Raw genomic sequence first — 25,946 nt, 5'->3', positions numbered from 1 at the left:
GTAGGGCTGTGCGTCGTTGGCTGATAGTGTTGGTGTTGGCAGCCTGCGGCGGTGCGGCCGCCGCATGGTGGTGGCTGGACCAACCGCTCGCCCTGGCAGCATCGCCGGCGGACGTGACGATCGCGCCTGGCACCAGTGCCCGCGGAGTCGCGCGTGCGGTCGAACAGGCTGGCGTTCGCGCGCCGGACTGGGCCCTGTTTTGGTGGTTCAGGCTGTCCGGCGACTCTCGCCAGATCAAGGCCGGCAGCTACGAGTTCGCCGCCGGCACCACGCCGCGTTCGCTGCTGGACAAGCTGGTGCGCGGTGAACAGGCGCTGCGCAGCGTCACGCTCGTGGAAGGCTGGACCTTGCGCCAGGTGCGTGAAGCGCTCGCCAAAGCCGATCACCTCAAGCCCGACAGCCGCGCCATGAGCGCCTCCGCCCTCATGGCAGCGCTGGGGCGCCCGGGGGTTGCGGGCGAGGGCCGCTTCTTTCCGGACACCTATGCCTACCCCAAGGGCAGCAGCGACCTCGTCGTGCTCAAGCAGGCCCTGCTCGCCATGGACAAGCAGCTCGACGCGGCCTGGGCGCAGCGGTTGCCCACCGTGGCGCTGCAGACACCCGAGCAGGCCCTGACGCTGGCCAGCATCGTCGAGAAGGAGACCGGTCGCGGCGACGACCGTGCGCAGATCTCCGGGGTGTTCCACAACCGCTTGCGCATCGGCATGCGGTTGCAGACCGACCCCACGGTGATCTACGGGCTCGGTGAAGCGTTCGACGGCAACCTGCGCCGGCGCGACCTGCAGGCCGACACGCCATTCAACACCTATACGCGCGCCGGCCTGCCGCCCACGCCGATCGCGATGCCGGGGCTGCAGTCGCTGCTGGCCGCAGTGCAGCCGGCGTCCACGCAGGCGCTGTACTTCGTCGCGCGTGGCGATGGCAGCAGCCATTTCAGTCCGACGCTGGACGAGCACAACCGCGCGGTCAACCGCTACCAGCGCGCACCCTGAGACACTGACGCCATGCAGCCACGCGGACTCTTCATCAGCTTCGAGGGCATCGACGGCGCCGGCAAGTCCAGCCACATCGCAGCGCTGGCCGATGCCTTCCGTGCACAGGGCCGCAGCGTCACGCAAACGCGCGAGCCTGGCGGCACGGCCATGGCCGAGCAACTGCGCGCACTGGTGCTGCACGAGGACATGGATGCGCTGACCGAGGCATTGCTGGTGTTCGCCGGGCGCCGCGACCATCTGCGCCGCGTGATCGAGCCGGCAATGGCGCGCGGCGAGGTCGTGCTGTGCGACCGCTTCACCGATGCGACCTTCGCCTACCAGGGCAGGGGGCGCGGCTTCGACGAGGAGGTGTTGCGCACGCTGGAGCGCTGGGTGCAGGCATCGCCCGCGCTGGCCGAAGACGCACTTCGCCAGCCGGACATGACGTTGTGGTTCGACCTGCCGCCCGCAGTGGCAGCCGAGCGGCTCGCCGCGACGCGCGCGCCCGACCGTTTCGAGTCGGAGCCAGCGGCATTCTTCGGCCGCGTCTCCGAGGGCTATGCCGCGCGTGCGGCCGAGCACCCGCAGCGCTTCGTGCGCATCGATGCCGAGCGCACGCGCCACCAGGTCTGGCAGCAGATCACGCAGGCCATGGTGCGCCGCGGCTGGCTGGCCATCATGGTCGCGGCGCAGGGTGGGCCGGCATGAAGCCCGCCCGGCCGCCCGACGAGACTCAGCACCGCAGCGCGCCACCAGCGAGCACGCCGGCCGTGGCGCCCTGGTTGCGCCAGCAGCGCACCGACTTGCTGGCCCAGCGCGGCCATGCCTGGTTGCTGCATGGGCCTTCGGGGCTGGGGCAATACGACCTGGCGCTGGAGCTCGTGCGGGCCTGGCTGTGCGAGCGGCCGGGCGAGCAGGGCGCTTGTGGAACCTGCGCAAGTTGCCATGCCATCGACGTGCGCACGCATGCCGACCTGTGCGTGCTGCTGCCCGAAACCAGCATGCTGGCCCTGGGCTGGCCGCTGGACGAAAAGGCACAGGCGGAGGTCGACGACAAGAAGCGCAAGCCCAGCCGCGAGATACGTGTGGAGGCCATGCGCGATGCCGTGGAGTTCGTGCAGCGCACGAGTGCGCGCGGCCGCGGCAAGGCCGTGCTGGTGTACCCGGCCGAGCGCATGAACCACATCAGCGCGAACGCGTTGCTCAAGACGCTGGAGGAGCCACCCGGCAACGTGCGTTTCGTGCTGGCCACGGGCGCTGCGCACCTGCTGTTGCCTACGATCCGCAGCCGCTGCATGGGCCATCCCATGGCCTGGCCCGCGCAGCACGAGGCGGCGGCCTGGCTTGCTACGCACGCAGGCATTGCCCAGGACGACATCGCCGTGCTGTTGGCCGCGGCCGGTGGCCGCCCCGATGAAGCACTGCGCATGGCACAGGCCGGCCGTACGGCGCGCAGCTGGTCTGCTTTGCCGGCCGCCATGGTGCGTGGCGACGTGACAGCCGTCAGCGACTGGTCGCCGGCCGACTTGATCGATGCGTTGCAAAAGCTCTGCCACGACTTGGTGACCGCGGGGAGCGGTGCCGCGCCACGCTTCTTCGCGGCGACCGATTTGGCCGGCACGGCTGGCATCGACGCTCTGCTGCGCTGGGGCCGCAAACTGCAGGACAGTGCCCGTATCGCAGAGCATCCGTTGAACGGCGGGCTCATGTTGGAGGCGCTTGTGGCTCAGGCGAAATCCACCCTAAACTCCCGCCCATGAGCAGCCCCCCGTCCTCCCCGAGGCCCAGCGTGATCCAGCTGGCGATCAAGGAAAAATCCGCCTTGTACGCCGCCTACATTCCGCTGTTCTCCGAAGGCGGAATGTTCATTCCGACTTCGCGCGAATACCAGTTGGGCGACGACGTCTATGTTCTGTTGTCATTGCCCGAGGATCCGCAGCGTTACCCGGTCGCCGGGCGTGTGGCCTGGGTCACGCCACCCCGGGCCGCCGGCAATCGCACGCAGGGTGTCGGCATCCAGTTTCCCAAGGACGAGAAGGCCCGGCAGCTCAAGGCCAAGATCGAAGAATTGCTGGGCCCCCATCTCGCGTCCGACCGGCCGACGCAGACCATCTGACGCGCCATAGTGCGCGCTCGACCGCGCAGCATCGCGGGCACTTTCCGATCCAAGCCCATGTTCACCGACTCGCATTGCCATCTCAGCGACTCCGATCTGCTCGCGCGCCTGCCGCAGATCCTCGAGGACATGGAGGCAGCCAAGGTGCACCGCGCCATGTGCATCTGCACGACGCTGGAAGAGTTCGACACGGTGCATGGCATCGCCATGGCCCATCCGCACATCTGGGCCACAGTGGGCGTGCATCCGGACAACGAGGACGTGCAAGAGCCCAGCCTGCATGACTTGGTGCATCGCTCGCGCCTTCCCAAGGTGCTGGCCATCGGCGAGACCGGCCTGGACTACTACCGCCTGGGCGATCGCGCGGTGGCCGACATGCACTGGCAGCGCGAGCGCTTTCGCACGCACATTCGCGCCGCACGGCAGGCGCGCAAGCCGCTGGTCATCCACACGCGCAGCGCTTCGGACGACACATTGGCGATCCTAAAAGAGGAGGGCGAGGAGGGCTCGCCAGGCGCGGCAGGTGGTGTCTTTCACTGCTTCACCGAGACCGAGGCGGTGGCCCGCGCCGCGCTGGACTTGGGTTTCTACATCTCTTTGTCTGGCATCCTGACCTTCAAGAACGCGCAGGACCTGCGCGACATTGCAGCATTCGTCCCGCTGGACCGTTTGCTGATTGAGACCGACAGCCCGTACCTTGCGCCGGTGCCGCACCGCGGCAAGACCAACAACCCATCCTATGTGCCGTTCGTGGCGCAACAGGTAGCGGCCGTGCGGCACGTGGCGGTAGAGGTTGTGGCCCGACAGACCGACGCCAATTTCGACATCTTGTTTCACCCCTCGACGCCATGAAAGTTCAACGCCGCTCGTTCTGTCTGTCGCTCGCGCTATGGACTGCCGTCACTGCGCACGCCGGGTCCTATGAGGACTTTTTTGCCGCCATCAAGCAGGACGATGCCTCCGGGCTCACAGCATTGTTGCGGCGAGGCTTCGATCCCAACACGCGTGCGCCAGATGGCCAGCATGGCTTGTACCTGGCCATCCGCGAGCCCTCGCCACGCGCGTTCCAGGTGCTCGTCGACTGGCCGAAGACAGAGGTCGAGTCATTGAACGACGCCGGCGAAAGCCCGTTGATGATGGCCGCATTGGGTGGGCGGCTGGATTGGTGCCGGAAGTTAATCGCCCGCGGCGCCGCCGTCAACAAAACCGGCTGGGCGCCACTGCATTACGCGGCGACCAAAGGGCATCTCGACGTAATGCGCCTGCTGCTCGAGGAGCACGCCTTTATCGACGCGGAGTCGCCGAACCGGACGACTCCCTTGATGATGGCCGCGCGCTATGGCAGCCTGGATGCGGTCAAGTTGCTGCTCGACGAGGGCGCCGATTTGATGATGAAGAACGATCAGAAGATGACGGCCATCGATTTTGCGAATTCGGTCCAGCGTGCGGATGTGGCCGAGCTGATCGGCAAAACAGTCCGGCAGCGCCAACCCCGCGGCAAGTGGTGAGACGGAGCCAGGTGTGTCAAGAAGCTACATTTTTCCAATGCAGTGTGAATCGTTATCAATTTGTGCTCGCCCAATTTATTGACATGGTCGTATAGTCACGCGCGCCGAATTGCGCGCAAGATTTTTGGGGACAACATTGGAAGCGATCGACCATCACCTGCCAGCCGTCTACGCCGTCGTCCTGGTGGTGGTGTTGCCGGGGCTCCTTGCCCTGATGTTCAGGTATTTCGCCAAGCGCAAGCAACGCCTGGCGCGGGAGGCGATGCTGCGGGGCAACCGCCTGCATCGTAAGTGGCTGGAGCAGAGCAAGGAGATGCACGAGCCTTGATCGCCACGCTTAACCCGCGACGGGCCACGACGTCTATTTCATACGATGATTATTCTCTGATTCGAGATAATTAATCGGGAATTGGTTCGGTAGAGCCAGGTAATCCGATTAATGGCCTTTAACGGCCATGGCCTTCAAGCATTCTAACTCTTGCTGAATTTGGTTAATCCAATTCAGCGGAGTTTCGTATGTTGACGTTTACAGTCGTCGCCCCTAAGGGCGGCGTGGGCAAGACCACACTTTCGGCAAACATCGGTGGTCTGCTACGCGATTTCGGCTTTCGCGTTCTCTTGATTGATGCGGACGTCCAACCGTCCCTCTCGAAGTACTTCGACCTCGCGCAGGTAGCCCCCTACGGGCTGACGAAACTCGTGTCCGAAGGGTTTCTGACACCCGACTGCGTTTCGACGGTGCAACTGCCGTTCGGCGAAGCAGGGTTCAAGGGTGCACACCTTCTGAACCCGACGCCAGCCCTGGACATCGTGTTGTCAGACACGAGGGAGGGCAAGCTGCAGGACTGGCTGGCACAGCGGTTGGACCGCCTGGTCCGCATCTCGATGGCGCTGAACCAGGATGCCATCGCAACCCTGTACGACTTCGTCATCATCGATACCCAGGGCGCTCTTGGCCATCTGCAAGACGCTGCCGTCAACGCGGCCGACATCCTGATTTCCCCAGTCACGCCGGACGTTCTGTCCGCGCGTGAGTTCATCGATGGGACAAGGCATCTGATCGCCAGGCACGAAGAGGCGGCCAACATGGGGTTCAAGGTGCCGGCCATGAAAGCCGTCATCAACCGCACCGAGAACACGCGTGACAGCCGCGAGATGTCCAGCCTCATTCGTGAGGCCTACCTGCATCTGCGTGGACGCGTCAGCACCGTCCAGACGGCAGTGCACAGCGCGGTAGCGTTCCGCAAAGCGGCGACCGCGAAAGTTCCTGTCCACTGGATCGACCCCCTGCGCGCGGCCGACGCCATGCACATGCTCTTGTGGGAGCTGGTGCCGTCCCTGCAGGGGCAATACGCCCCGAACCACCGAAATTTCGGTAACCCTGATGCCGTCCTCGACGGCTTCGGCCCCGACTCGCACGACCCGGACGGGCAGTGAGGGGGGCGCCATGCGTACCCCCGAGACCCTCACTGCCGCGCAGCGAGCTGCACGGCTGCGGGATCAGGCACCCGACGGTGATTCGGCCCCTACCTCATCCCCACACGAACCCCACCCCGTGACCCCAAAGCCCACCAGCCTGGACAAGGCGCGCGCCTCGCTCATGTCGCCGTTGTCCCAGCGCCCCAGCGCTTCCGCCAATCTGGACCCACGGGCCGAAATCGAGGGCTCGATCTCGCTGCTGTCGATCGACGACATCGAGTTCTACGACCACAACCCGCGCGTTGGCGACAACCCCAAGTACGCCGAGATTCGTGATTCGGTGATTGCTGACGGCATTACCAACATCCTGACCGTCACGCGACGCCCGGGTGGACTCAAGTACTTTCCATACGGTGGTGGCAACACCCGTCTCAAGGTCGCGAAGGAACTGCATGCGCAGGGCGACCCTCGGTTTGCGCAACTCCGCGTGGTGATCAAGGCGTGGAAAACCGAGTTCGACGTCATCGCCGCGCACCTCGTCGAGAACGAAAACCGTGGCGATACGAGCTTCTGGGAAAAAGCGCTCGGCGTTGCCACTTTCAAACGGGAGTACGAGCGCGAGTTCGCGGAACATTCTCTGATCGGCACCGAGTTGAACCGCGAGCTGGGCAAGCGGGGAATGAATTTCGGGGTCAAGATGATCCAGAACTTTCTGTTCTCGGTGGAATATCTATCGCCTGTGGGCCCCTGGTTGCGGACGCATGACGTCAACACCGTACTACGCCCCAAGCTGGCCGAGTTCCTCGACCTCACAGGGCGATTCGACAAGATCGAGGAGGCTGGCGATCTCGTTCGCAGCTACCTGGAACGCACGGCCAACGGACTGCGGAGCCTGATCGAGCGCAACGGTCTGCGCGATCCCTCCGAGCATGTCGCAGTCGAGCTGGACGCACAGCGGGTGGTCCAGGACATGGCACAGGCCCTGGCCGACCTGCTCGGCCTGGAACGCGAGCGCTTCGTGCTCCTGAGCGCTGCGCTGGCGTCCGATCCACGGCTGCAAGCGAAGGACCTGCAGGCTCTGAAAGCCCAGCGAACGGAAGCACCAACCGCAGCCCGCTCCCCAGCTTCGGGAGCGTTTCCTGGAACCTATCAGGTGTCACAGCCGGACACTGGGTCGCGCCATTCGACGATGGGCGGCGACTCGCCACCGTCGAGCCCCCCTGCGCAACGTTCCCTCGGCCCGATGGCCGGCGTGGTGGGAGGCACTGCGAGCGGCATGCCTGGCCCCTCAGAGACGTCCGATGGCTCGCCGCCGCATGCCGTGCACGGCGAGCCATCGGACGCCTTCCAGGACGGCGCCGACGGCACCGATGGCGAGTTCACATCGACCGACGTGCGCCGCAAGCGCCTACGCGATCAGATGGTCAGCACGATCACGCAGATCAACAGCTTCGTGCCGATCCACGACTTCATGAAGGGGATCGACGCCATGCCGTTTGGCTTCTTCGTCGACCTTCCCGACAGCCTGGCTGAGATCGACGGCCAGGATGTCTCGGTGCACGCAGAGGACCGCGGAATGCTGTGGCAATTCCTGGCCTCTGTGTCGGGTCAGCTCCACGAACTGCACTGGCAACAGGTGGCCGATGAACCCTACATGCAAGGCACGCGCTGGGCCGAAGTGCGCAGCCAGGGGGCAGCCCACTTTGTCCACACCGTCGCCCACGCGGTGTACGGGAACTGCCAGATGGCCGACCCCACACGCGGCATCTTCGAGTTGTACCTGCCGTCCGGTGCGCTGTGGACCTTGTTGAGCGACAGCCGTCTGGCGCAGTTGCTAGGGCGTGTCATCGAAATCCGGCGATTGCTGCAGCAGTTGGAGCCGGAAATGCACCACGAGCGCGGCATGCAGTTGCGCTTCTCACCCACCGACAGCGGGAGCCGCCCATGATCACAGTCTCCGTCAAGGACGACAGCTTCGTCAGTGCGGCTTTGCAGTACGTCGTCAAAGTGATCGACACCGAGGCCGGGCTGGACGGATTGCTGCTGCAGGGGTGTTCCGCAAGCCTGCTGGACGATCTACGGCAGCGCAAGGCGCGCGACTTGGTCGAAGTGGCGTCGCAAGTGCAGTCCGTGCAGATCTGGCTGTCTGAGCCCGAGATCAGGGGCGCACTGCACCGCTTGGACCGCAGGCGGGAAGACCAGGAACTGTTCGAGTATTTCATCCGCCACGGGGCCAGCCTCAAGATGATCTGCGACCTTTGGAAGCGGACGCACGAGGAAGTGGCGCTGACGCGCAAGTCCCTGCTGCCCGACGCCGGCACCGGTGCGGGACGGACGCCCTTGCCCAAGGACCAGGCCGTGCGCGAGGCCATCCATGTGGCCTGGGACGAGATTCTCAAAGCCGACCCTGGCGCCCAGAAACGCCAGTGCGTGCATGCGCTGCATCAGCGGTTCCCTGACTACACGATCAGCACGCTGATGTCCACGCTCGGGGAGTTCGAGCAGCCTGACCGGCCTCGATCGAGGCGCGACGTCGCACAGGGGGAGATCGACGCTCTGAAATCCCGGTCCGGGCCCTTCCGGTTTGCGTCCTGATGGGACCACGTATGGAGCGAGCCATCATCAAGTCGGGCAGTCAGGTACGTGCGTTCCTGCCCCGGGCAACAGAACCGCAGGGCAGCGATCCGCAGCAGGACGATGGCCTGCAGGAAGAAGCCCGGTTCCTTCACTGGTTCGGTCAGGAAACGATCGCGTTCAACCGTGGCTATGTCGAGATCACCGGCAACGTGGTCACCGCGCTTTGGCTGTCCTACGTGCTGGAGAGGATGCCCCAGCAGGTACGGGCTGGCCGAGCCAGCCTGACGGACGAGCGCTACAGCTTCACGATGACGGGCAGCGAGTGCGAGGAGGCGACCGGAATCACCCGTGCACAGCAGGCCAGCAGCCGTCGCCACCTGGTAGAGCTGGGATTGCTGGAGGTCGCCGCCACGCGCGGCAAGGTCGTCACGTACGTCGTGCACCTGGACCGCCTGCGTGAACGCATGAACGAGCATTCGCAGCCGCTACTGGCTGCCTTGCGTCAGGCGCGTCTCAACCCCGCGGCCCTGCCTGTCGCTCTGCGCGGACGGTGACGAGCATGCACGGCGCGATGTCCCAGCCATCACGATCCACGTGGGACTCGGCCGCCGAAGCCGACGGCCCGGTGCCCGAGACGGCCTCCAGGACGTCGCTGGCGGCAGACAACGAACAGGTGCTGCAGCATCTCAACGCCCGTGGATTTGTGCCGTTCCATCCGGCGCTGGCCCAGCACCTCGGTCACAAGGCAGCCTTGTTCCTGGGCCTGTGCCTGTACTGGACACGGCACAGCGCACGCCACAACCCACACCGACAAGGTTGGATCCACCTGTCAGCCGTGGAGATCCTGGATGCCACGACGCTCACACGACGCGAGCAGGACACCGTGCGCGCCATGCTGGCCTCCACTGGCCTCTTGGAACAACAGTTGGCGGGCAGGCCCGCCAAGATGCATTTCAGGCTGAATCTGCGGCTGCTGGCCAACCGGCTGGAGATCATCGACGCGGCCACCGCGACGGTGGAGACGGCCTGGGCTTGGTTCGAGAAGAGCGTGAGCTTTTACCGTCCGCTGGGCGACCTGGCTGGCAGCGCTGCGGGCGGGTTGTACCTCTCGTTTGCTCTGCGCCAACAGCGCAAGGCGTTGCTGGCTGGGCATCTGGCCGAGTTCGTGCAGTTGCAGCCGGAGGAGATCGAGCGCACGCTGTGTCTCTCTCCGAAGGTGCAGCGCACCGTGCGCGATCGTCTGCGTCGACTGGGATTGTTGATCGCTCCTCCCACTGCGGCGATGCAGGCCCGCATCAACATCCAGGCCATCCTGGCCTGCGTGCGAGGCCAAGGGATTGCGGTACTTCCGACGGCAACACCTGCGACTGTGCAGCGGGCCGTCGTCGGTGCGCGGCGCGCGCCGTCCGAGCGGCGTGCGGCGTCCGTACCCACACGGTCCACGCTCCTGATCGACCAGCCGGACCTCCTGATGTCGGCTGGCAAGGACCAACCGGCCGGATCTGGCACGAGGTACGACCGGAGCATGCAGTTGTTGAGGGTGGTCGCGGGTGCTCGTCTCGCCGTCCCAGATCCACCTTCGGCTCAGGGGCAGGTTGCGGATTTCCAGCAACTTCACGATCTGGCGGAATCTCCCGTTACTGGCGAAGCAACGGCGACTGTGCCCAGCAACGCCAGTGCCCAAAGCGCCAAACTGGTCGACGGCCCGGTTGCCCAAACCGCCAAACTTGAATCCTTTTCCAGTGCCCAAACCGCCAAACTAGAACGGGCTGGAAGTGCCCAAAGCGCCAAACTTGAGGTGCCCAAAGCGCCAATCTATATACAAACTGAATTTACAAACACAACAACGACAAACAGGCGCGCGATCGATCCGCAGCGCGATCGGTCAGCAGCTTGTCGTCGTCGTGATGTGGAGATATCAGCCAATGCCGTTGGCGACGCCGTCGCATCGATCCAGCCGGAGGTCGACGATCCAGATGGCATGGCCAGCTTGATCTACCCCGGCGCACTTGCACCGACGGTTCTGCCCGGACTGCGCGATGCGCTGCGACAAGCCCCGGCCGCCCAACGCCAGCAGCTGCTGGACGAGTTGCACGGCCAGTTGCAAAACCCCGTCAAGACGATTCACAACCCCGTCGGCTGGATGCTGGGGTTGATCCGCAAGTGCCGCGAAGGCGCGGTGTTGGCGCTCGCCGAGCAGGTGGCACGGGATCGTGATCGCCGGACAGCGGTGCAGCAGCAGGTGCAGGCCGCGATGCCGACGCACGACACCCAGGTAGCCAACCCGCAAGCACGAGAGGAAGCGCGGGCGCGCTTGCTCGCTTTGCGTCAAGAACTTATTCGGAAAGGAGCGCGCTCATGACGACAAGAACTCAGGACATGGGACAAAACGACCCACCTGGCACGGCGTGCCTTGTGGATCAAAACGAGCCACGTGGTATGCCATACCGTGTGGATCAAAACGAGCCACGCCGCGTAGCCGGTGCTATTCAGGGAGCGTGGGCATGAACGGCTCCGACCTCTTTGTCCATCTCGTCCTGCGACTGCGGCACTACCCGAATGCTGCAGTGTTATGGGTTCTGTTGAAGGAGCGGGCAGACATCAAGGAGTTCAAGACGACGTCGATGCTGCTGTCGTATATCCAACTGTCCGGGACCATAGATCGAAACGCAGCGAAGCGGGCCATCAAGAGCCTGGAGGCGTTGGGCCTGATCAACGTCCGCATGCATAGCAAGACCGCCACACAGGTCACCGTCAACCGCGAGGCTGTCCTCGATCTGCTGGATTCGGAGCTGGAAGAACGGCTGCCGGGTCTGAGCAAGAAGGTGTTCCCGTTCCTCGAAGCGTGGACCCTGGACCAGCAGCGCAGGACTGCGGCGCGCGTGTCGGGTGGCATGGCAGCCAATGCCCGCGGCCCGGCCGACGAACAAGCCGACAACGAGTCGGACGACGACGCCAGCCCTGCTGGCATGCCCCCCCGGCGTTCTCGCCACTGAGCACCGACAACGGCGCCCAAATCCCTCTTCAACAGGAGATTCCCATGGCTACCGCATCCGCATCTGCCAAGAAGTCAGTTCCCAAGTCCGCCATCAAGCTGACGTCGCCGGTTCCAGTGGCGATCCCGGTCCCGCCTGCGCTTCTCGGCGAGCCCAAGCCGCCTGCGTTCCTGACCGAGCCGGGCTCGCCGTTCGCAGACGGCTACTCCATCGCCAAGGAACGGGAGTTCCTGGCACCTCACATCGCGGAGGGTTTGGAAGAAAAAGCCTTCGGTGCGATGTATGACCGGTACATCGAGTTGATGGACCGTGAGGACCGGCTGGAGACGATGAAGCGGGAGTACGAGCAGAAGATGGGGGCCGATCACGAAACGTCGCGTGATGAGGCCATCGGCATGCGGCAGATCGGGCGCCTGGTCGATGACGAAGTGGACCAGATGCAGGTCCACACGTTGGAGGCGTACCGGCTGTTCCTGGGTCGTCGGCGCGAGCCTGGTACGGAGGCGGCGCCGATCATCGGCGGCAAGAAGATGGGTGCCGTGCTCCGCTCGCTATGGCTTCTGACCGGGCGCGACAACCCCTACGCCGATTGGGCGCTGGTGCGGCATGAGCATGCGATGAAGGAAGTTCATGCGCTGCTGCGCAAGGAGGTCGAAAGCGCCAAGAAGGTGCTGGATGACTACAAGCAGCGCGGCATGAGCTTGTCGATCCTGCGGTCGGAGCAGCCCATGCTGCTGAATCTGGGCTTTCGGTCGCCCTACGGCTACGGCGTGGTGCAGTTGGTCAGCGAGTACGACTGGTTCATTCGGCTGATGAAGACGCTGGAGCGCAAGTCGCTGCGGACCGACGATGCCGTACGCCACTCGATCAACGATGTGAACCGGATGATTCGCAGGATCTGGTACGACACCGCACGCTTTGATCGCTGGCTCAGCCGGGATGAAGTGACGTCCTTGTGCCGCAGCGATTTCGCCGAGGGCGTGACCGAGGATGGCGCAAAGCGTGCCCAGTTCGCGCTGGAGGTGTTCGGTGCGGTGCCGAGCGATGTGTTCGGATGCGTCATCAAGCCGACGCACTCGCGTCGGCATCTGCGCGAATCGCCCGAGGAGCGCAAGTTCCTGGCGCACATGCGGCTGCAACTGGCCAAGGCTGAGACGGGCGAGCCGGATGCTGCGGCAGATGGTGGCGGCGCCGCAGGCGCGGCCTGATCGTGGTCATGGAGCTGGAGCAGTGCGGACCATGCAGGACGCTGGAACAACCGTGATGGAAAGGCAGGTTGTGAAAGGGCAACCGCCCCGTGTCAACGTGAAGCAATGGGCAATCGAGTCCGTGGCGCAACCCGCGTGTCAAGAACGAGTTGACACAAAGGCCTTTACGGGTAGGGGCAGCTTGCATGAGCTGCGCCACTATGTTGACAAGCTCCAGCGTGTCGAACGGGATATGGGTGAGCTGAGCAAGCTGTCCAAGACTTGTGGCCTGGACATCTACGTGATGGTGCACCGCCGGGCCAAGACGGGCTATGTGTTCCTGCGCTGGCGTGAGGTGGGTGGCGCAAAGCGGCACTTGTCCTGGAACGTGATCGAGGAGCGGACCGCCGGTCTTCATGACCAGCTCCGGGTGTGGGTCCGGCAGGCGACACAGCGGGCGCAGCAGCTCAACGAGCGGCATTTGAGCGCACGTGAGGCGCTGATGCGCTTGCGCCGTGAAATCGACTCCACAGAGCGACACGTCTTCTTGCGCGGAGTGCGACATGGCGGCCGATGACGTTTGCACCTTGCCTTTCTGGTTCGTCGATTGCTGCGATGGATCTGGAGCATCCTTTATTCCAAGGAATGGGTCATGAGTGTCGACTTGTGGATCGTGGCAGTTTCGGTTGCGCCGTTTCTGTCCTTGATGGTGCTTTTGCTACTCCGCGAGACACCGCTCTATGCGTTGTGGAGGCGCCGGCCGGCATGGAGCTGGCGGTTGTCTAAACTACCTGCCGTCGTGCGTCAACAGCTTCTGAATCGAGGCCGCATGGTGACGAATGGGGATGTGATCGATGTGCTCGACGAGTACTTTCTCGATCAAGCCAATCAGCAGCGGCGGTTGCGGTCCCAGGATGCGGACCGGGTGGAGCAAGCGCGTGCTATGGCCCTGGCGGCTGCACATCGCCGCATCGCAAAGCGCCAGCGGCGGGCGATGGGCGTTATCAGAGGAGATCGATATGAAAGCTGTGCTGTTGATGGCGTTCGAAGCACGCGTGGTGCTCGGCAATGCTGCGAGGAATCGGCTCCAGGCCGTGCCTTGCAACTCGTGCACGTGCGGAGGTCATGATGACTAATCGTGGATTTTTTGCCTGGATTGTTAGTTTTTTTGCAGTAATGGTCGCGGGCGTGTTGATGCCCGATGCTGTACCAGAGCAATTTGGAGAGCTGTACGTGCTTACCTGCGTTGCTTCCCATGTCGGGATCTTGGTGACATCCATCATTTACAACTACCGCCCCGCTTCGGCAAAGCGGCTCGCCTCGCTCCCCGATCCCATCCGCAATCGTCTGTGTTGGGCGGACGGACCGCTCAAAAACATCGACGTCACCGAAGCGATCCAGCAGTACCGGAGCAATCTGAGCAACGAACGGTGGGAGGAGCGGCAGGCCATTCGGCGAGCGAAGCAAGCTGCTGCCGATGGCGCGGTCTCTGCACGTCAGCGCGAAGCTCTGTCGCACCAGCAGGGATCAAAACGCTGATGTCATCCAACACATCATGGGCGCGTGGTGCCGTGCCCATGCTGATCTCAACCGCACCACGGAGAGTAACGATGCAGAACCTTTTCATCGGCAAAGGCAACCTAGCCAAGTCGCCCGTCGGGCAAAACATCAGGCGCAAGGATGGGACAGGCGACTTCTTCGTTGCCACCATGCGCGTGATGTTCGGCCGCTACAGCCGCACCGACGAAGGTGGCGTGGAGCAAGTCGGTGGCTTTTGGCGTGAGGTCGAGATCTACGGGCAGAAGGGCCAGGACATCTGCAAGCACTTGCGCAAGGGTGCGCGGGTGCTGGTTATCGGCGAGGAGCGTGAGTTCACCGCCACGGACGACGAAGGCAATGAGATCCAGGTCATCAAGGTGGTGGCCGAGGACGTGGCGCTGCAGCTGACGCGCATCGACTCGATCACCTTCTCGCCGGCGCGCGAGCGCCAAGAGCAACAGGAAGAGGAACCCGTCTGACCGGCGCCTTGGTCCACTAGTCAAAGCCGGACTGCCTTGTGACAACGAAGTACCGCCAGTACCAACAACGCAAGGAGATCGGAATGCACAACGTCGTGATCGGCACCCCTGCCGCACCGAGCGTGCCGAGGGATGCCACGAGAGAAGACGTGCTGGCCAAGCTGCTACAGCACGGGATGGAGACGCTGGAGAGCCTGTCCCGGATCACGGGATGGGGAGAGCGCGACACGCAACGTGCGCTGCTGTCGCTGATCGCCGAAGGACGCGCTGATTGCAAGAGCCGCAACGGGCGTCGGATGTATGCGGCCAAGTCACGGGCGGCCAGGGGAGACGTTCATGCTTGACAAGAGCGCGGCCGTCACCCGCCCGGCCCTTCGCTACCACGGCGGAAAGTTTCGGCTCGCCCCTTGGCTCATGCAGTTCTTTCCGCCGCACGGCTGCTATGTCGAGCCATACGGTGGTGCTGCTGGCGTGCTGCTGCGCAAGCCGCGCGCCTACGCCGAGGTGTACAACGACCTGGACGGCGACGTGGTGAACTTCTTCCGCGTGCTGCGCGACCCGCTGCAGCGTGCGGACTTGATCGAGGCCTGCCGGCTGACGCCTTACGCCCGCGAAGAATTCGAAGTCGCCTATGAGCCGACCGATGACCCCCTGGAGCGTGCGCGGCGGACCTGCGTACGCGCCGCCATGGGATTCGGCAGTGCCGGCGCGACCAAGGGCAGCACGGGCTTTCGGATCGACACGCGGCGCAAGTACGGCACGGCCCAGCACAACTGGGCCGACTACCCCGACGCCCTGGCCAGCATCGGCGAGCGCCTGGCTGGTGTGCTGATCGAGAACCGCGACGCGATCGACGTCATGCAGTCGCACGACGGCCCCGACACGCTGCACTTCGTGGATCCGCCGTACACGCACGACACGCGGCACATGCGCAACAAGGGCGGCTATCGGCACGAGCTGGACATCGATGGCCACAGCCGCCTGATCGACGCCGTCCGCGCCGTCGACGGCATGGTGGTGCTCTGCGGCTATGACAACCCTTTGTACCGCAGACTGCTGGCTGAGTGGCAGGTGCACACGACCACGGCGCGCATCTCGGGCGGCCGCGGCACTTCCCTGCGCACCGAGGGCGTCTGGATCAACCAGGCCTGCGCAGCACGGCTCGATGACACGCGCGGCGACCTGTTTACAGAGGCTCGCCACAGATGGGAATCAATGAACATGGTGTCCCTGTGATCGCAATCCGCGACACGCTGTGAGACCAGCGGGATGAGCTTCGAAGACATCAATCCGGTTGCTCTCGCACCAGTGCGGCTTCGGCCGCCCGAGTTGCTGGTCAAAGCGGTGGCCGACGGACGGCGCGTTGGCCTGCAGTTGCTGCATATCCCGGGCGTGAAGAAGCCGCTGGCGGCGGCGGGTGGCTGGTGGTGCGCGCCGCGGCGCATGTCGGTTCTGCGCGCGCAAGGCGCGGACACGATCGTCTCTGCGCTCCGGTCCGTATACCACGGCCACCACGTGGACCTGGAAGAAGTGCCGGGCACCATCGCCGCTGCGCTGCGCGACCTGCAGGCCGATTACTTCAGCCAGTTGCTCGACGTGCAGATCTTCCCGCTGCGTGGAAGCGAGTTGTCGCGGGGACGCTATGCGGTGAGCTTTCTGTACGACGGTCCGTGTGTGGCTGCGATGCGTTCGCTCAATGGCCTGTTTCACACGCATGCCGCCGCCTGGCAAGTGCAAGCCGATCCGGAGCAGATCATCGAGCGTTTGCAGGGCGTTGCGGGTGTGAGTCGGGAGTTCGTGTTCGTGCACGAGCATCCCGTGCTGATCGAGCAGTTGTCATCGTCGTCTTCTGGCCATGTGCCGATCTCCGTGCCGGCCATGGCCCCGGAGCGCGGTGTGCAGCGCCCAGACGCGCCCGAAGATGGGACGGGGTACTTCTCCACCGAGTTGGACCGCGTAACCGATTTGGGCTTCGACTCCGATGCGCTCAACGGTCTCGTAGCCTCTGGCACTTTGCGGGACTACCAGGCCGTCGGCGTGCGCCATTTGCTGGGGCAGACGGGTAGTTGCCTGGGCGACGACATGGGCCTGGGCAAAAGCCGCCAGGTGGTGGTCAGCACCCGCATGATCGCGGGTTCGGGCCGCGTGCTGATCGTCTGCCCGGCCACACTGCGTATGAACTGGCTGCGCGAGATCCAGTTGGTCTACCCGCAGGCGGTCGTTGGCATTGTTGGTGAGGCCGCGCACGAGACGCTGCAGAGCTGCGAATGGGTGGTCGCCAACTACGAGCGGCTGGGCGGCCTGGTGCGTGATGTCGCCCTGGGCTTTGCCGTCATGGCGGTGGATGAGGCGCATTACCTGAAGGAGTACGACTCGGGCCGGACCCGGAACATGTTCCTGCTGGCCGCCCGCATTCCACGCCGCTACGTCGTGACCGGTACGCCCCTGCTCAGCCGCGAGGTCGAGATGCACACGCTGCTGCGCATGACGGGCCACGACCTGGGCAACCTGACGCTCAAGGAGTTCGCCAAGGAATACGCCGGCACCAGCGAGAAGCGCGCGCGCCTGGCCTCGGCCCTCAAAGGCTGGATGCTCCGGCGCAGCAAGGACGTGCTCACGGAGCTTGGCGAAAAGTCACGCCAGGTGGTCCACATTTCTCCGCCCGAAGGCCTGGGGGCCTACCAGGAAATTTGGAACGACACCAGCCTGCCGGCCATGTCGAAGATCGTGAAGCTGCGCCAGACACTTGAAGCCTTGAAGATCGGCTTCTTGGTGGAGATGGTCGAGGGCCTGTCGGCGGGCGACAAGCTGATCATCTTCTGTGAGTACATCCCGACCGTCGACGCGCTTAGCGAGGCGCTGCAGGCCATCGGCGTGCGTTGTGTGACCCTGGTGGGCAAGGACAGTCTGAAAGCCCGCCAGCGGGCGATTGATGCGTTCCAGCAGGACGATGGTGTCACGGTGTTCATCGGCACGACGTCCGCAGCTGGCGTTGGCATCACGCTGACGGCGGCCAACTACGTGGCATTCGCATCGTTGCCCTGGACGCCGGCTTTGATGCGTCAGGCAGAAGACCGTGCCTATCGCCTGGGACAGAGGCGCAACGTCGTCGTGAAGGTGCCTCTGGTTCCCAAGACGATCGATGCACAGGTGTGGGAAGTCCTGCAGAGCAAGCGGGAAACCGAGGTCGAGGTCGTGGAGGCAGTGAGGTCTTCGTTGCTGGAGCCACAGGCATGACGTATCGAATGGCGTACCGACTGACTGACCTTTGGATCGTGTCCGTCCGTTGGGCTACGTGCAGGATCAACTGGCGCACCGCGCTGCACCGCATTCGCTGCCGTCCCATCGCCTTGTTTGGCCGACGTGACAGCCACGTGGTCAAACGTGATTTCGAATGCTAGCTGTGAGGATTGGAAGATGGTCTTGATCGGATTGTTGATGGCCTTGACGGGAAGCTGCGGGTTCCTTATGAGCATAATTTTTTTCGACGTGTGGCAGCGTGCATCGGCCCTGCTGGTGGGCTCTTGCGTGCTGTTCATTGGGGGTCTAGGCCTTGTGGATTTCTTGGTTGGTTGAGTGCCGTCAATCGCTCGAACAACCCGCTGATTTCTGCTAGATTTCGAACGTGACCGCTCCATGAGCACCACGCAGCCGCTCAGCTCTTGAAAGCGGCACGGCAAGCCTCCCAATGGCTTGTCTGGGGCATTTTTTCATCCACCCACCCGGGAACCTCTTCCCGGTCGGGTAGGTGGTTCCCATTTTTTTGGAGACCACCATGCAACAGTCCTCTTCCCCGAAGTCCCCAGCATTTAATCCGCGCAGCGTCGATGCGCGGCATTTGCATCAGCTGTTCGAGCGTGTCGACGACGTTGTCGTTGCCCGCCTCCTCGTTGATCGCTTCGAGTCCGATCTCGACTTGTGCAAGGCCTTCCCAGGCGCGCACCTGCGGGCGTTGGAGACGGTCAAGCGCTCGCACATCCGCTACGCCAAGGCGCGCCGCTACGGCGTGCTGGCCAGGACGTGCGGTGGCATTGCGATCGATCTGGTCGGCACTGTCGTGTCGGCCGCGCTGCGCATCGGCCGAGCTACGTCTGCTCACGTTCGCGCTGTGAGGCGCCGCGCGGCATACGTCAAGTCCGTTCGAAATGAAGCGAAGGTGATCTGCTTGCCCGACGCACGCAGATCTGCATCCAACGACGCAGAGCCCCGCATCCGCAGGGTGGCCTGAGCGTGTCGGCGAAGGCTGGCACTTTTCGTTCACCCTTTGGAGCGACGTATGAAAAACATCACTGATCCGCGGCACTACGACATCAACGCCAACTTCACGATCACGCTGCCGCGCGATGACCGCAGGGGCACGAAGGACGTGGTCCAGTGGCTCGAAAGCTGTCTGAACGCGCAGCCGGATGCGGAGGTGGAAATTACCCTGGCAACAGGCCGCCTGTGCTGGGCGGACTTTATTGATGCACCGATGTTCGGCCCAGAGGATCCCGACTATTCCGCGGCAGTGGAGCTGCTCAACAAGGTCGAGGCCTGGTTAACGCTGGATCGGAAGGCACTCATCTTTGCACTGATCCAGCAGAAATGTGAGATCGATCGACTACAACGCGCGCAGGCTACAACCGCTGCGCAGGCCGGCTAGGCCACCAGGGCGCCTGGGCCGAACGCAAGTTCGGCCCAGCGCATCCCTCAAGCAGCACGAGCTACTTTCACTACAGCGCTCCCGAAGGAGCGCTGCATTGAACGCAGCAACAACCAAGGAGAAAACCAATGCGAACTCACTCGATCCTCTTGCCCCTGCTGGCCGTGGTACTGGCCGGCTGCGCTGCAACGTCCGTCACGCCGCAGGGCGCCGCCGTCGAGCTGGTGAACGCTCGTCCCGCTGGTTGCAAGCCGCTCGGCGAGGTGATCGGCAAGCAGGGTAACGTGTTCAGTGGTGACTTCACCACGAACGAGAACCTCATGATGGGCGCGCGCAATGACATGCGCAATCGCGCAGCCGCGATGGGCGGCAATGTGGTCCACATGCAGGACACACTGAACAGCACGCACCCGTATAGCGCTGGTGCCGTCAGCACCACGATCGTCGGCAGCGTTTTCGCATGCGCACGTCGCTGACATGTTGACGAATGCGATCCGATGCAGGCATACTTCATCGCAATCGGTATCGCGCTTTGATGCTCTTTGGATGGTGGTGCTGAGAGGTTTCACCATCCACGCCCATACGGGAGCTATCCATGAGCGCACGTGAGCAGCAGTTCACCGGTCTTCGGCATGAAGGCCATCCACCGATCCCCTTCGACCCTTGCCTCCAGTCTGCGTTGGCGCGCGATGCGATTCTGCAGCGATGGGCTGTTCGAGTGATCGACCGGAGCAGCGGTCGTGAGCGCATCGATGACTACTTGGCCGCGACCGCCGACGACGCGGAGGTGGCCGCCCACCACGATGCGTTGGAGGCGAATCCACTCGGCGTTTACGCCGTCCGGTCCTTGTGTATCACGGCACGACGCGCGCTGTGGGACGTCCGCCTGCATGGGCGTGCGCAACTGCGCGAGGCCCTGCCGGCTGACAAACCCCTGTTGGTGGGCCGCGTTGTGGCCATCACCATGGCCGAGGCGCGCGCGCGCGCTCTGGCTGTCTTCGCGCCCGGCGGCGCTGCGGCATCTGCGGAGTCGTGGCGCTATGTGCAGGCCGACGACCATTTTTCGGTCGTGCGTTGCTGAGGAGGGCGCCATGGACCATCCTGTTTTGACCGGACCCGTCGACTGGCGTGTCACGTTCCGTGACGCCGAGACGGACGAACGCATCTGCGTGAGGATGTCGGCCGATGGCTCGGACGCCGCCATCCGCGCAGCACTGCGCATGGTCGACCAAGGCGACGTGGGGCAGGGCCGCACGTGGCTGTGCTTCGACAGCTGCGAAACCCTGCCTGATCGGGGCTGGGCCGCCAGTAGCGGTCGCCTCGGCTACCTGCAGCGCGCGCTGCGGCGTCCCGACGCCGAACTGCACGGGCGCCGGGACGGCTACCTCGGTGTGGCGCGACAGGTGGCAGCCGACATCATCGACAGGGGGGTCTGACCATGGATCTGGACCGCGAACCGGCCGCTGATGAAGCGCTCGGCATGGCCTGGTGGAATGGCCTGACGGTAGTCGAGCGGGCGAACTGGCTGCAGCGCGCAGGCACGAGCGTTGTGGCCGAAGCCTGGGCGTTCTTCAAGCAGCAGCACGACGACACCGACGACGATGACCGCACATTGGATTCGTCGTTCTGGTTCGACGAGTTCACCATCCCGCAGTACGACTACCTCGTGGCGCGGGGCCGCATCACGCAAGAGGAGGCGGACCAATACCGAAAGCTGCGCGCCGACATGGGCCTGCCCATGGATTTCGGCGAGCTGAGGTCCCGGCCTGACCCGCAATTCGAGTGGATCTACCGGCTTGGAGGTCCCTCGCTCGGCGTCGGCTGCGATGTCGAGCTGGAAGGCCTGCACTGGTCGGCGTACGCCTACGGGGAGCACGGACTGCTGAGGTTCGTGACGACAGAGGTACCGGGTGGTTACCTGGCCCGCGAGGTGCATCGGCCTCATGACGGCCAGGGGGCAAGCTGGAGCGCAACGTACAAGGTGCCTGGTGCTGAGGGGGTGTACGCCCGGGCGAGCGGCAAGTCGGACAACTTCGCTGATGCGGTACGCGCGTCGACCGAGTTCGACTTCGAGCCGATCTTGCTGGGTGGGCTGCAGTTCTACCGCAGCGGCTGGAACACCCAGAGTTTGGTCGCAGCCTTCGACGGCCAAGAGTTGCAGATCTACCCCGGGACCACGGGCGACGCCCCAAGCTTCCGGTGGGAACGGTCACTGCCGGACAAGTCGTCGATGTACAGGTTAGCCAGCCTCTTCGGATCGACAACACTTCGCGGCCATGCATCGACCGCCGAAGCCGCAGCGAGTGATGCCATCGCTGCGATGAGCCGCGCAATGGCGCTGTGCGGTGAGATGGTCGGAAGCGAACCCTTCGTGGCTGGGCTGCAGGCTGGCAAGGCTTCGGTCCGCGCGGACCTGGCGGCGTTCCTTCTCGAACGCGCCTAAGAAATCATCCGGAAGGGTCGCGGCTCGCAGCATCTGGGACCGTTTCCGACACGGCTGGGCATGACGGCGTTCGCGTCGCTGGGCCAGCACCGTGCTCGACCTGGCTTCACGCCCTCGAAACTCTTTGCATGGTGATGTCGGGAAGGGTTGTCTATCCGCTCCATCCAAGGAGGAACACCATGAGCGGCAAATCTCAATCCCCACCTGCAAGGGCCGGCTGGGCTGGCCCGGGTGCTGCCGGCGCGGCCGTCACGCCCGGCGCAGCTACAGCGTCGAAGTGCTGCAGCGCGATCGAGGCGCACGCGGCGCCGATCGCTTGCCACGTGGCCGGTCTGCCGGATGGCATCGACCGGCAGTCGCTTGCCCGCTTGACCGTTGACCTGAACCAGCCCGCCACCTGTGCCGGCTGCGGCTGCACTGACAGCCAGGCCTGCCCCGAGGGTTGCTTCTGGCTGGCGGTCGACCGCTCCGGCCGCAGCGGCATCTGCAGCGGCTGCCCCGACGCGCTCGACGGCTGGCTCAAGCGCTTTTGCATCCCAGTCGGAGGTGCAGCGTGAACCAGGTCGTCCAACACTTTCACGTCTGCGGTGGCTCCGGCAGCGGCGCGGCCGGCTTCAACGACGCCGATCCGAGCATCGGTCCGGTCAAGGGCACTATGCGGTGCATCGGTGGCGTCGACGTCGACCCGCGCGCCTGTCGCGACTTCAGGATGATGACCGGCGTGCCGCAGGCCTGCCTGGATCTCTTCACCGTGGGCATGTACCGCCGGTACTGGGGCCGCATGCCGCCGCTGGGATGGCGTGAGGCCACGCCGCAGGACTTCCGCGATGCGGCCCACGGCCTGTTCCCCGACATCGTCTTCACCTCGATGCCGTGCAAGGGCTTCTCCGGTCTCCTGAGCGCGCAGAAGTCCACCAGCGACCGCTACCGCGCCCTGAACGAGCTGGTGCCGCGCGGCATGATGCTGACGATGGAGGCTTTCGCCGACAATTTGCCCGGCCTGTTCATCTTCGAGAACGTCCCGCGGATCGCGAGCCGCGGCCGGCCGTTGCTCGACGAGGTCGACAAGCTCATGAACTACTACGGCTATGTCGGCGCCGAGACCGTGCACGATTGCGGCGAGCTGGGCGACGGCTTGGCCCAGAGCCGCCGCCGCATGCTCAAGGTGTTCCGGCACCGCAAGAAGGTACCGCCGTTCCTGTACGAGCCGCATAAGCGGCGCCTGCACGCCGTGGGCGACGTGCTGCGGCACATGCCGTTGCCGGGCGACGCCGCCGGCGGGCCGATGCACCGCATCCCGGCATTGCATTGGAAAACCTGGGTGAGGCTCGCATTCGTGGAAGCCGGCTCCGACTGGCGGTCGCTGAACAAGCTGGCCATCGAGGACGGCAAGCTGCGCGACTACCTGGTGGTCCCTGAGGGCACCAACTGGCACCCCAATGTCATGGGCGTGCATCGCTGGGAAGAGACGATCGGGACGGTGACAGCGCAGTCCCGACCGACCAATGGCGCGTTCTCCGTTGCAGATGTGCGCTTCACTCAGTCCGCGCACTGGCAAGATGGCCAGGCGCTTGGTGTGCGCCGCTGGACCGAGCACACGGGCACGGTCGCTGGCCAGACCGGCCCGCTCCAAGGCGCTTACAGCGTCGCCGATGTGCGCCACAACGGTCCTGCGAAGCACTCGAATCAATTCCGCGTAGTGCAGTGGGAGAAGGCCGCGCAAGCCGTGACCAGCGCCCATGGCAGCGGGCAGTCGGTGGCGGATCCTCGGCCAGTCCGCCCTAATCGGCTGTTCTCGAAGTACCCGGTGACCTCCTGGGTGAGCCCGACCGGCACGGTGATCGGCGGCGACGACATGGGCGCCTATGCCGTGGCCGATGTGCGCCGGGACGGCCCAGCGTTCGCGAAGTACGCTGTCACCGCGTTTGCCGAACCGACAGGCACCGTCATCGCTGGCAGCACGACGGGGCAGGGCGCCTTCGCGGTAGCCGACGTCCGCACCGGGATGCAGCGCTCCAAAGGCGACCACTACCTCACAGGTGGGCACTACGGCGTGATGCGGTGGAAAGACAGCAGTGGGGCCGTCAGTGCCTCTGCCTGCCACGATAACGGGCCCTGGAGCGTCGCGGACCCGCGCAGTGAGGGGCAGGCCGCCCAATCCGTTGAAGCGCTTCCTGAGCCCAACGAGAAACTGGTCTGCAGAATCATGTCGTTGGACGGAACGTGGCACAGGCCATTCACGACGCTCGAACTGGCATCGCTCCAGAGCCTGGTCGATCCCGAAGAGTGGTTCGCGCCTGGTGGACCTGGTCACCAAGGCCGTCACTTCGTGCTCGATGGGCAAAGCGACCAGCGCTGGCGTGAGGCCATCGGCAACGCGGTGCCACGCAAAGCTGCGAAGGCGATCGGAACAGTGATGGGTCAGACGATCCTGCTGGCCCGCAACGGCGAAACGTTCGTGCTGGGCAGCACGCCGATCTGGGTGCGGCCGCTGGCAGTCGCGGTCAGCGTCGCCCAGGAAGGAGGTCTTGCGTGAACGCCCAAACTACCTCTGCACACACAGAGCAGCCTTTGCCGGTCGGCGCAGCAGAAAATATCAACTGCCTTGGAGAACATCATGTCTAGTCGTCATACGAACAACACGTCAGCACTCGCAATATTGTTGGGAATTTTTGTCGGAGGCCCATTCTTCGCAGGATTCGTCGCATTGGTGCTCCATTCGATCTCCGTCGGCTTGTCGGCCATGGTTGGGGCGCTCCCCGTGTGGGCGATGATCGTGGCGCTTGGCTGCGCCGCTGTTGCAAGCTTTCGAGCCTGGAAGCATGGAGACTTGCGGCGACTGAAGCAGCATGGGGTCTTCCTGTTGTGCTTGCCGTTTGTTTGGGGTGGGGGCTCCATGTTCCTGTCCGCTACACCCGGCAATACCGAGCACATCACGCAGAATTTGGAGACGATCTGGCTCGCATTTCCGTCGATGATGGGGTGGGTGACCGTGGTCTTGTGCGTAGGGTTTGCCATCTGCCCGCCAGACATACCGGACAGCACTGCAGGGGCCAAGCGGGCCGAGGAGTTGTGATGTTGTTTTTGTTCGCGGTGTTGCTGATCCTGCTGAGTACGTTTTTGCTGCGGTCGGACCGCGATGACAAACCCTGGCAGTTCAATCTCTCGCTCGTCGCATTCCACGCTCTGCTGGCTTGGACCATCGCAAGACTGGTCAACATCGTGCCGGTCCCGTTCGAAGCTGAGGACGGCGGAGGTGCTGTGGTGCTGGTGCTCGTCACGGGCATGTCCGCCGTCGCACTCTGCATCTGGGGCCTCGCCCTGTCCCGCCTGCCGGCCTGGCGGCACCTGGGGGCCGGCCTGGCCGGCGTGGTAGGCGGCCTCGCGCTTAGCGCAATGGCGGCCGACCACTGGTGGTTCTTCCGGGACGGTGCCGAGACCGGCTGGACCTCACCGGTGGCCGTTGGCGCGACCGACGTGCCTTGCCAGATGGCTTTGGTGCGGATCGAGGAGTCCGATGTCGAGTACCGGTGCGCGGGCGCGGTGGTGTTCAACGCACTCGGCGAGCAACCGTTCGTTCCCTGGCCAGGGTACGAGACTGGGCGCAGCGTTGATCTCAAGTTCGCCCTCAAGAGCCTCCACGACCGCACAGTCAAGATCGGCAATTGACGGCTGTCGCTTTCAAGTGATGTGAGGAACGAACCGTGACGTTAGATTGGATCTGGTGCGGACTTTCACTACTGATTGCGATCGCGGTGTGGGCGCGAGCGGTCTATGTCAAGAAGGTCCTGGTATTTGTCGCGGCGTTATTCGTCTTGTTACTGTCGATCCTTATGTCGCCGGAGCCGACGATCACCTACAGCGTTGCATATTATTTGGATCACCCAATTGATCGCACCGTAATGCTCAATCGTTGCAATGATCGGCTTTCTGGCGTTCCAGACTGCATCAACGCGACTGAGGCACATGTGCTCTCCCTTGGCGGTTGGGGAGAAGCTCGGTCGAACTCAACGACCCGGGCGAAGAACTGATCATTGAGAGCACACCAGAACCACCAGCTCCTGAG

General features: G+C 64.1%; 32 protein-coding genes. 31 read left to right on the top strand and 1 reads right to left on the bottom strand.

Annotated features, from left to right (window positions below; translation table 11 throughout):
• Window positions 1–8 precede the first annotated feature (8 nt).
• From mltG to ASF43_RS18060, 15 genes are all read left to right on the top strand, one after another.
• The gene (gene mltG, locus ASF43_RS18130) at window positions 9–992 is read left to right on the top strand and encodes an endolytic transglycosylase MltG (RefSeq protein WP_056183974.1); all 984 of its coding nucleotides are present in this window, start codon (window positions 9–11) and stop codon (window positions 990–992) included.
• Between the two features lie 12 nt (window positions 993–1,004).
• Entirely contained in the window at window positions 1,005–1,682 is a 678-nt protein-coding gene (gene tmk / locus ASF43_RS18125) for a dTMP kinase (protein WP_056183972.1), read from the top strand.
• Window positions 1,679–2,734 (top strand): DNA polymerase III subunit delta', encoded by a 1,056-nt coding sequence (locus ASF43_RS18120; RefSeq protein ID WP_082497956.1) that lies wholly within the window; start codon window positions 1,679–1,681, stop codon window positions 2,732–2,734. Before tmk ends, ASF43_RS18120 begins: the two co-directional genes overlap by 4 nt.
• Window positions 2,731–3,090 (top strand): PilZ domain-containing protein, encoded by a 360-nt coding sequence (locus tag ASF43_RS18115; protein WP_056183969.1) that lies wholly within the window; start codon window positions 2,731–2,733, stop codon window positions 3,088–3,090. Before ASF43_RS18120 ends, ASF43_RS18115 begins: the two co-directional genes overlap by 4 nt.
• Before the next feature lie 57 nt (window positions 3,091–3,147).
• Window positions 3,148–3,942 (top strand): TatD family hydrolase, encoded by a 795-nt coding sequence (locus ASF43_RS18110; RefSeq protein WP_056183967.1) that lies wholly within the window; start codon window positions 3,148–3,150, stop codon window positions 3,940–3,942.
• Window positions 3,939–4,598 carry an ankyrin repeat domain-containing protein gene (locus ASF43_RS18105; RefSeq protein ID WP_056183964.1) on the top strand — a complete coding sequence of 220 codons (660 nt, stop codon included), beginning with the start codon at window positions 3,939–3,941 and terminating at the stop codon, window positions 4,596–4,598. The genes ASF43_RS18110 and ASF43_RS18105 overlap by 4 nt, the downstream gene beginning before the upstream one ends.
• A gap of 136 nt (window positions 4,599–4,734) precedes the next feature.
• Complete coding sequence (locus ASF43_RS18100; RefSeq protein WP_056183963.1) at window positions 4,735–4,926, top strand: hypothetical protein; 192 nt, start codon at window positions 4,735–4,737, stop codon at window positions 4,924–4,926.
• Window positions 4,927–5,114: 188 nt separating this feature from the next.
• Window positions 5,115–6,035 (top strand): ParA family protein, encoded by a 921-nt coding sequence (locus tag ASF43_RS18095; protein ID WP_056183961.1) that lies wholly within the window; start codon window positions 5,115–5,117, stop codon window positions 6,033–6,035.
• A gap of 118 nt (window positions 6,036–6,153) precedes the next feature.
• Entirely contained in the window at window positions 6,154–7,965 is a 1,812-nt protein-coding gene (locus tag ASF43_RS18090) for a hypothetical protein (RefSeq protein ID WP_056183958.1), read from the top strand.
• A complete protein-coding gene (locus ASF43_RS18085; protein WP_056183957.1) occupies window positions 7,962–8,612 on the top strand; it encodes an STY4526/YPO1902 family pathogenicity island replication protein in 651 nt (216 codons plus the stop codon). Before ASF43_RS18090 ends, ASF43_RS18085 begins: the two co-directional genes overlap by 4 nt.
• 11 nt (window positions 8,613–8,623) lie before the next feature.
• On the top strand, window positions 8,624–9,148 hold the full coding sequence (locus tag ASF43_RS18080) for a hypothetical protein (RefSeq protein WP_056183955.1): 525 nt from the start codon (window positions 8,624–8,626) through the stop codon (window positions 9,146–9,148).
• 5 nt (window positions 9,149–9,153) lie between these two features.
• Window positions 9,154–10,956, top strand: coding sequence for a hypothetical protein (locus ASF43_RS18075; RefSeq protein ID WP_156373403.1), 1,803 nt, complete (start codon window positions 9,154–9,156; stop codon window positions 10,954–10,956).
• A gap of 142 nt (window positions 10,957–11,098) precedes the next feature.
• The gene (locus ASF43_RS18070; RefSeq protein ID WP_156373402.1) at window positions 11,099–11,590 is read left to right on the top strand and encodes a hypothetical protein; all 492 of its coding nucleotides are present in this window, start codon (window positions 11,099–11,101) and stop codon (window positions 11,588–11,590) included.
• 44 nt (window positions 11,591–11,634) lie between these two features.
• Window positions 11,635–12,798 (top strand): PFL_4669 family integrating conjugative element protein, encoded by a 1,164-nt coding sequence (locus ASF43_RS18065; RefSeq protein WP_082497955.1) that lies wholly within the window; start codon window positions 11,635–11,637, stop codon window positions 12,796–12,798.
• 31 nt (window positions 12,799–12,829) lie between these two features.
• Window positions 12,830–13,354: a hypothetical protein gene (locus ASF43_RS18060; protein WP_056183947.1), complete on the top strand. Its 525-nt coding sequence runs from the start codon at window positions 12,830–12,832 to the stop codon at window positions 13,352–13,354.
• Window positions 13,355–13,564: 210 nt separating this feature from the next.
• Here ASF43_RS18060 and ASF43_RS30830 read toward each other — a convergent pair whose 3' ends face one another.
• Window positions 13,565–13,891 (bottom strand): hypothetical protein, encoded by a 327-nt coding sequence (locus tag ASF43_RS30830; RefSeq protein ID WP_156373401.1) that lies wholly within the window; start codon window positions 13,889–13,891, stop codon window positions 13,565–13,567.
• Between the two features lie 14 nt (window positions 13,892–13,905).
• Here ASF43_RS30830 and ASF43_RS30825 point away from each other — a divergent pair, with 14 nt between their 5' ends.
• From ASF43_RS30825 to ASF43_RS30815, 16 genes are all read left to right on the top strand, one after another.
• Entirely contained in the window at window positions 13,906–14,316 is a 411-nt protein-coding gene (locus ASF43_RS30825) for a hypothetical protein (protein ID WP_156373400.1), read from the top strand.
• 38 nt (window positions 14,317–14,354) lie between these two features.
• A complete protein-coding gene (locus tag ASF43_RS18055) occupies window positions 14,355–14,795 on the top strand; it encodes a single-stranded DNA-binding protein (RefSeq protein ID WP_235578294.1) in 441 nt (146 codons plus the stop codon).
• Window positions 14,796–14,878: 83 nt separating this feature from the next.
• Window positions 14,879–15,139 (top strand): hypothetical protein, encoded by a 261-nt coding sequence (locus ASF43_RS18050; RefSeq protein WP_056183944.1) that lies wholly within the window; start codon window positions 14,879–14,881, stop codon window positions 15,137–15,139.
• Window positions 15,132–16,031: a DNA adenine methylase gene (locus ASF43_RS18045; protein WP_056183942.1), complete on the top strand. Its 900-nt coding sequence runs from the start codon at window positions 15,132–15,134 to the stop codon at window positions 16,029–16,031. Before ASF43_RS18050 ends, ASF43_RS18045 begins: the two co-directional genes overlap by 8 nt.
• 33 nt (window positions 16,032–16,064) lie before the next feature.
• Window positions 16,065–18,032 carry a DEAD/DEAH box helicase gene (locus ASF43_RS18040; protein ID WP_056183940.1) on the top strand — a complete coding sequence of 656 codons (1,968 nt, stop codon included), beginning with the start codon at window positions 16,065–16,067 and terminating at the stop codon, window positions 18,030–18,032.
• Window positions 18,033–18,570: 538 nt separating this feature from the next.
• On the top strand, window positions 18,571–19,023 hold the full coding sequence (locus ASF43_RS18035; RefSeq protein ID WP_156373399.1) for a hypothetical protein: 453 nt from the start codon (window positions 18,571–18,573) through the stop codon (window positions 19,021–19,023).
• Window positions 19,024–19,071: 48 nt separating this feature from the next.
• Window positions 19,072–19,437, top strand: coding sequence for a hypothetical protein (locus tag ASF43_RS18030; protein WP_056183935.1), 366 nt, complete (start codon window positions 19,072–19,074; stop codon window positions 19,435–19,437).
• Between the two features lie 149 nt (window positions 19,438–19,586).
• Window positions 19,587–19,913 (top strand): DUF4156 domain-containing protein, encoded by a 327-nt coding sequence (locus ASF43_RS18025; RefSeq protein ID WP_200932568.1) that lies wholly within the window; start codon window positions 19,587–19,589, stop codon window positions 19,911–19,913.
• A gap of 119 nt (window positions 19,914–20,032) precedes the next feature.
• On the top strand, window positions 20,033–20,518 hold the full coding sequence (locus ASF43_RS18020; RefSeq protein ID WP_056183932.1) for a hypothetical protein: 486 nt from the start codon (window positions 20,033–20,035) through the stop codon (window positions 20,516–20,518).
• A 10-nt stretch (window positions 20,519–20,528) separates the two neighbouring features.
• Window positions 20,529–20,873, top strand: coding sequence for a hypothetical protein (locus tag ASF43_RS18015; RefSeq protein ID WP_156373398.1), 345 nt, complete (start codon window positions 20,529–20,531; stop codon window positions 20,871–20,873).
• A 2-nt stretch (window positions 20,874–20,875) separates the two neighbouring features.
• Window positions 20,876–21,880: a hypothetical protein gene (locus ASF43_RS18010; protein WP_056183928.1), complete on the top strand. Its 1,005-nt coding sequence runs from the start codon at window positions 20,876–20,878 to the stop codon at window positions 21,878–21,880.
• A 179-nt stretch (window positions 21,881–22,059) separates the two neighbouring features.
• Entirely contained in the window at window positions 22,060–22,437 is a 378-nt protein-coding gene (locus tag ASF43_RS30820) for a hypothetical protein (protein ID WP_156373397.1), read from the top strand.
• Window positions 22,434–24,416: a DNA cytosine methyltransferase gene (locus tag ASF43_RS18000; RefSeq protein ID WP_056183924.1), complete on the top strand. Its 1,983-nt coding sequence runs from the start codon at window positions 22,434–22,436 to the stop codon at window positions 24,414–24,416. The genes ASF43_RS30820 and ASF43_RS18000 overlap by 4 nt, the downstream gene beginning before the upstream one ends.
• Window positions 24,417–24,485: 69 nt before the next feature.
• Window positions 24,486–24,956 carry a hypothetical protein gene (locus ASF43_RS17995; protein ID WP_235578293.1) on the top strand — a complete coding sequence of 157 codons (471 nt, stop codon included), beginning with the start codon at window positions 24,486–24,488 and terminating at the stop codon, window positions 24,954–24,956.
• Entirely contained in the window at window positions 24,956–25,549 is a 594-nt protein-coding gene (locus ASF43_RS17990; protein ID WP_056183920.1) for a hypothetical protein, read from the top strand. The genes ASF43_RS17995 and ASF43_RS17990 overlap by 1 nt, the downstream gene beginning before the upstream one ends.
• 35 nt (window positions 25,550–25,584) lie before the next feature.
• Window positions 25,585–25,911: a hypothetical protein gene (locus ASF43_RS30815; RefSeq protein ID WP_156373395.1), complete on the top strand. Its 327-nt coding sequence runs from the start codon at window positions 25,585–25,587 to the stop codon at window positions 25,909–25,911.
• The last annotated feature ends 35 nt before the right edge of the window (window positions 25,912–25,946 follow it).

This window comes from Pseudorhodoferax sp. Leaf267, from assembly GCF_001422405.1.
GTDB lineage: Bacteria > Pseudomonadota > Gammaproteobacteria > Burkholderiales > Burkholderiaceae_C > Pseudorhodoferax.
This window is presented reverse-complemented; position numbering and strand designations above follow the sequence as displayed.

What these genes read in the sequence shown, in the direction of transcription:
- ASF43_RS18035 (WP_156373399.1), top strand. Translation starts at nt 18,571, where the DNA reads ATGCAACAGTCCTCTTCCCCGAAGTCCCCAGCATTTAATCCGCGCAGC.
- ASF43_RS18045 (WP_056183942.1), top strand. Translation starts at nt 15,132, where the DNA reads ATGCTTGACAAGAGCGCGGCCGTCACCCGCCCGGCCCTTCGCTACCAC.
- ASF43_RS18015 (WP_156373398.1), top strand. Translation starts at nt 20,529, where the DNA reads ATGGACCATCCTGTTTTGACCGGACCCGTCGACTGGCGTGTCACGTTC.
- ASF43_RS18070 (WP_156373402.1), top strand. Translation starts at nt 11,099, where the DNA reads ATGAACGGCTCCGACCTCTTTGTCCATCTCGTCCTGCGACTGCGGCAC.
- ASF43_RS18030 (WP_056183935.1), top strand. Translation starts at nt 19,072, where the DNA reads ATGAAAAACATCACTGATCCGCGGCACTACGACATCAACGCCAACTTC.
- ASF43_RS18040 (WP_056183940.1), top strand. Translation starts at nt 16,065, where the DNA reads ATGAGCTTCGAAGACATCAATCCGGTTGCTCTCGCACCAGTGCGGCTT.
- ASF43_RS17990 (WP_056183920.1), top strand. Translation starts at nt 24,956, where the DNA reads ATGTTGTTTTTGTTCGCGGTGTTGCTGATCCTGCTGAGTACGTTTTTG.
- ASF43_RS30825 (WP_156373400.1), top strand. Translation starts at nt 13,906, where the DNA reads ATGACTAATCGTGGATTTTTTGCCTGGATTGTTAGTTTTTTTGCAGTA.
- ASF43_RS18120 (WP_082497956.1), top strand. Translation starts at nt 1,679, where the DNA reads ATGAAGCCCGCCCGGCCGCCCGACGAGACTCAGCACCGCAGCGCGCCA.
- ASF43_RS18075 (WP_156373403.1), top strand. Translation starts at nt 9,154, where the DNA reads ATGCACGGCGCGATGTCCCAGCCATCACGATCCACGTGGGACTCGGCC.
- ASF43_RS18095 (WP_056183961.1), top strand. Translation starts at nt 5,115, where the DNA reads ATGTTGACGTTTACAGTCGTCGCCCCTAAGGGCGGCGTGGGCAAGACC.
- ASF43_RS30820 (WP_156373397.1), top strand. Translation starts at nt 22,060, where the DNA reads ATGAGCGGCAAATCTCAATCCCCACCTGCAAGGGCCGGCTGGGCTGGC.
- ASF43_RS18105 (WP_056183964.1), top strand. Translation starts at nt 3,939, where the DNA reads ATGAAAGTTCAACGCCGCTCGTTCTGTCTGTCGCTCGCGCTATGGACT.
- ASF43_RS18085 (WP_056183957.1), top strand. Translation starts at nt 7,962, where the DNA reads ATGATCACAGTCTCCGTCAAGGACGACAGCTTCGTCAGTGCGGCTTTG.
- ASF43_RS18055 (WP_235578294.1), top strand. Translation starts at nt 14,355, where the DNA reads ATGCTGATCTCAACCGCACCACGGAGAGTAACGATGCAGAACCTTTTC.
- ASF43_RS18020 (WP_056183932.1), top strand. Translation starts at nt 20,033, where the DNA reads ATGAGCGCACGTGAGCAGCAGTTCACCGGTCTTCGGCATGAAGGCCAT.
- tmk (WP_056183972.1), top strand. Translation starts at nt 1,005, where the DNA reads ATGCAGCCACGCGGACTCTTCATCAGCTTCGAGGGCATCGACGGCGCC.
- ASF43_RS18060 (WP_056183947.1), top strand. Translation starts at nt 12,830, where the DNA reads ATGCAGGACGCTGGAACAACCGTGATGGAAAGGCAGGTTGTGAAAGGG.
- ASF43_RS18080 (WP_056183955.1), top strand. Translation starts at nt 8,624, where the DNA reads ATGGAGCGAGCCATCATCAAGTCGGGCAGTCAGGTACGTGCGTTCCTG.
- ASF43_RS18050 (WP_056183944.1), top strand. Translation starts at nt 14,879, where the DNA reads ATGCACAACGTCGTGATCGGCACCCCTGCCGCACCGAGCGTGCCGAGG.
- ASF43_RS18065 (WP_082497955.1), top strand. Translation starts at nt 11,635, where the DNA reads ATGGCTACCGCATCCGCATCTGCCAAGAAGTCAGTTCCCAAGTCCGCC.
- ASF43_RS18110 (WP_056183967.1), top strand. Translation starts at nt 3,148, where the DNA reads ATGTTCACCGACTCGCATTGCCATCTCAGCGACTCCGATCTGCTCGCG.
- ASF43_RS18115 (WP_056183969.1), top strand. Translation starts at nt 2,731, where the DNA reads ATGAGCAGCCCCCCGTCCTCCCCGAGGCCCAGCGTGATCCAGCTGGCG.
- ASF43_RS18010 (WP_056183928.1), top strand. Translation starts at nt 20,876, where the DNA reads ATGGATCTGGACCGCGAACCGGCCGCTGATGAAGCGCTCGGCATGGCC.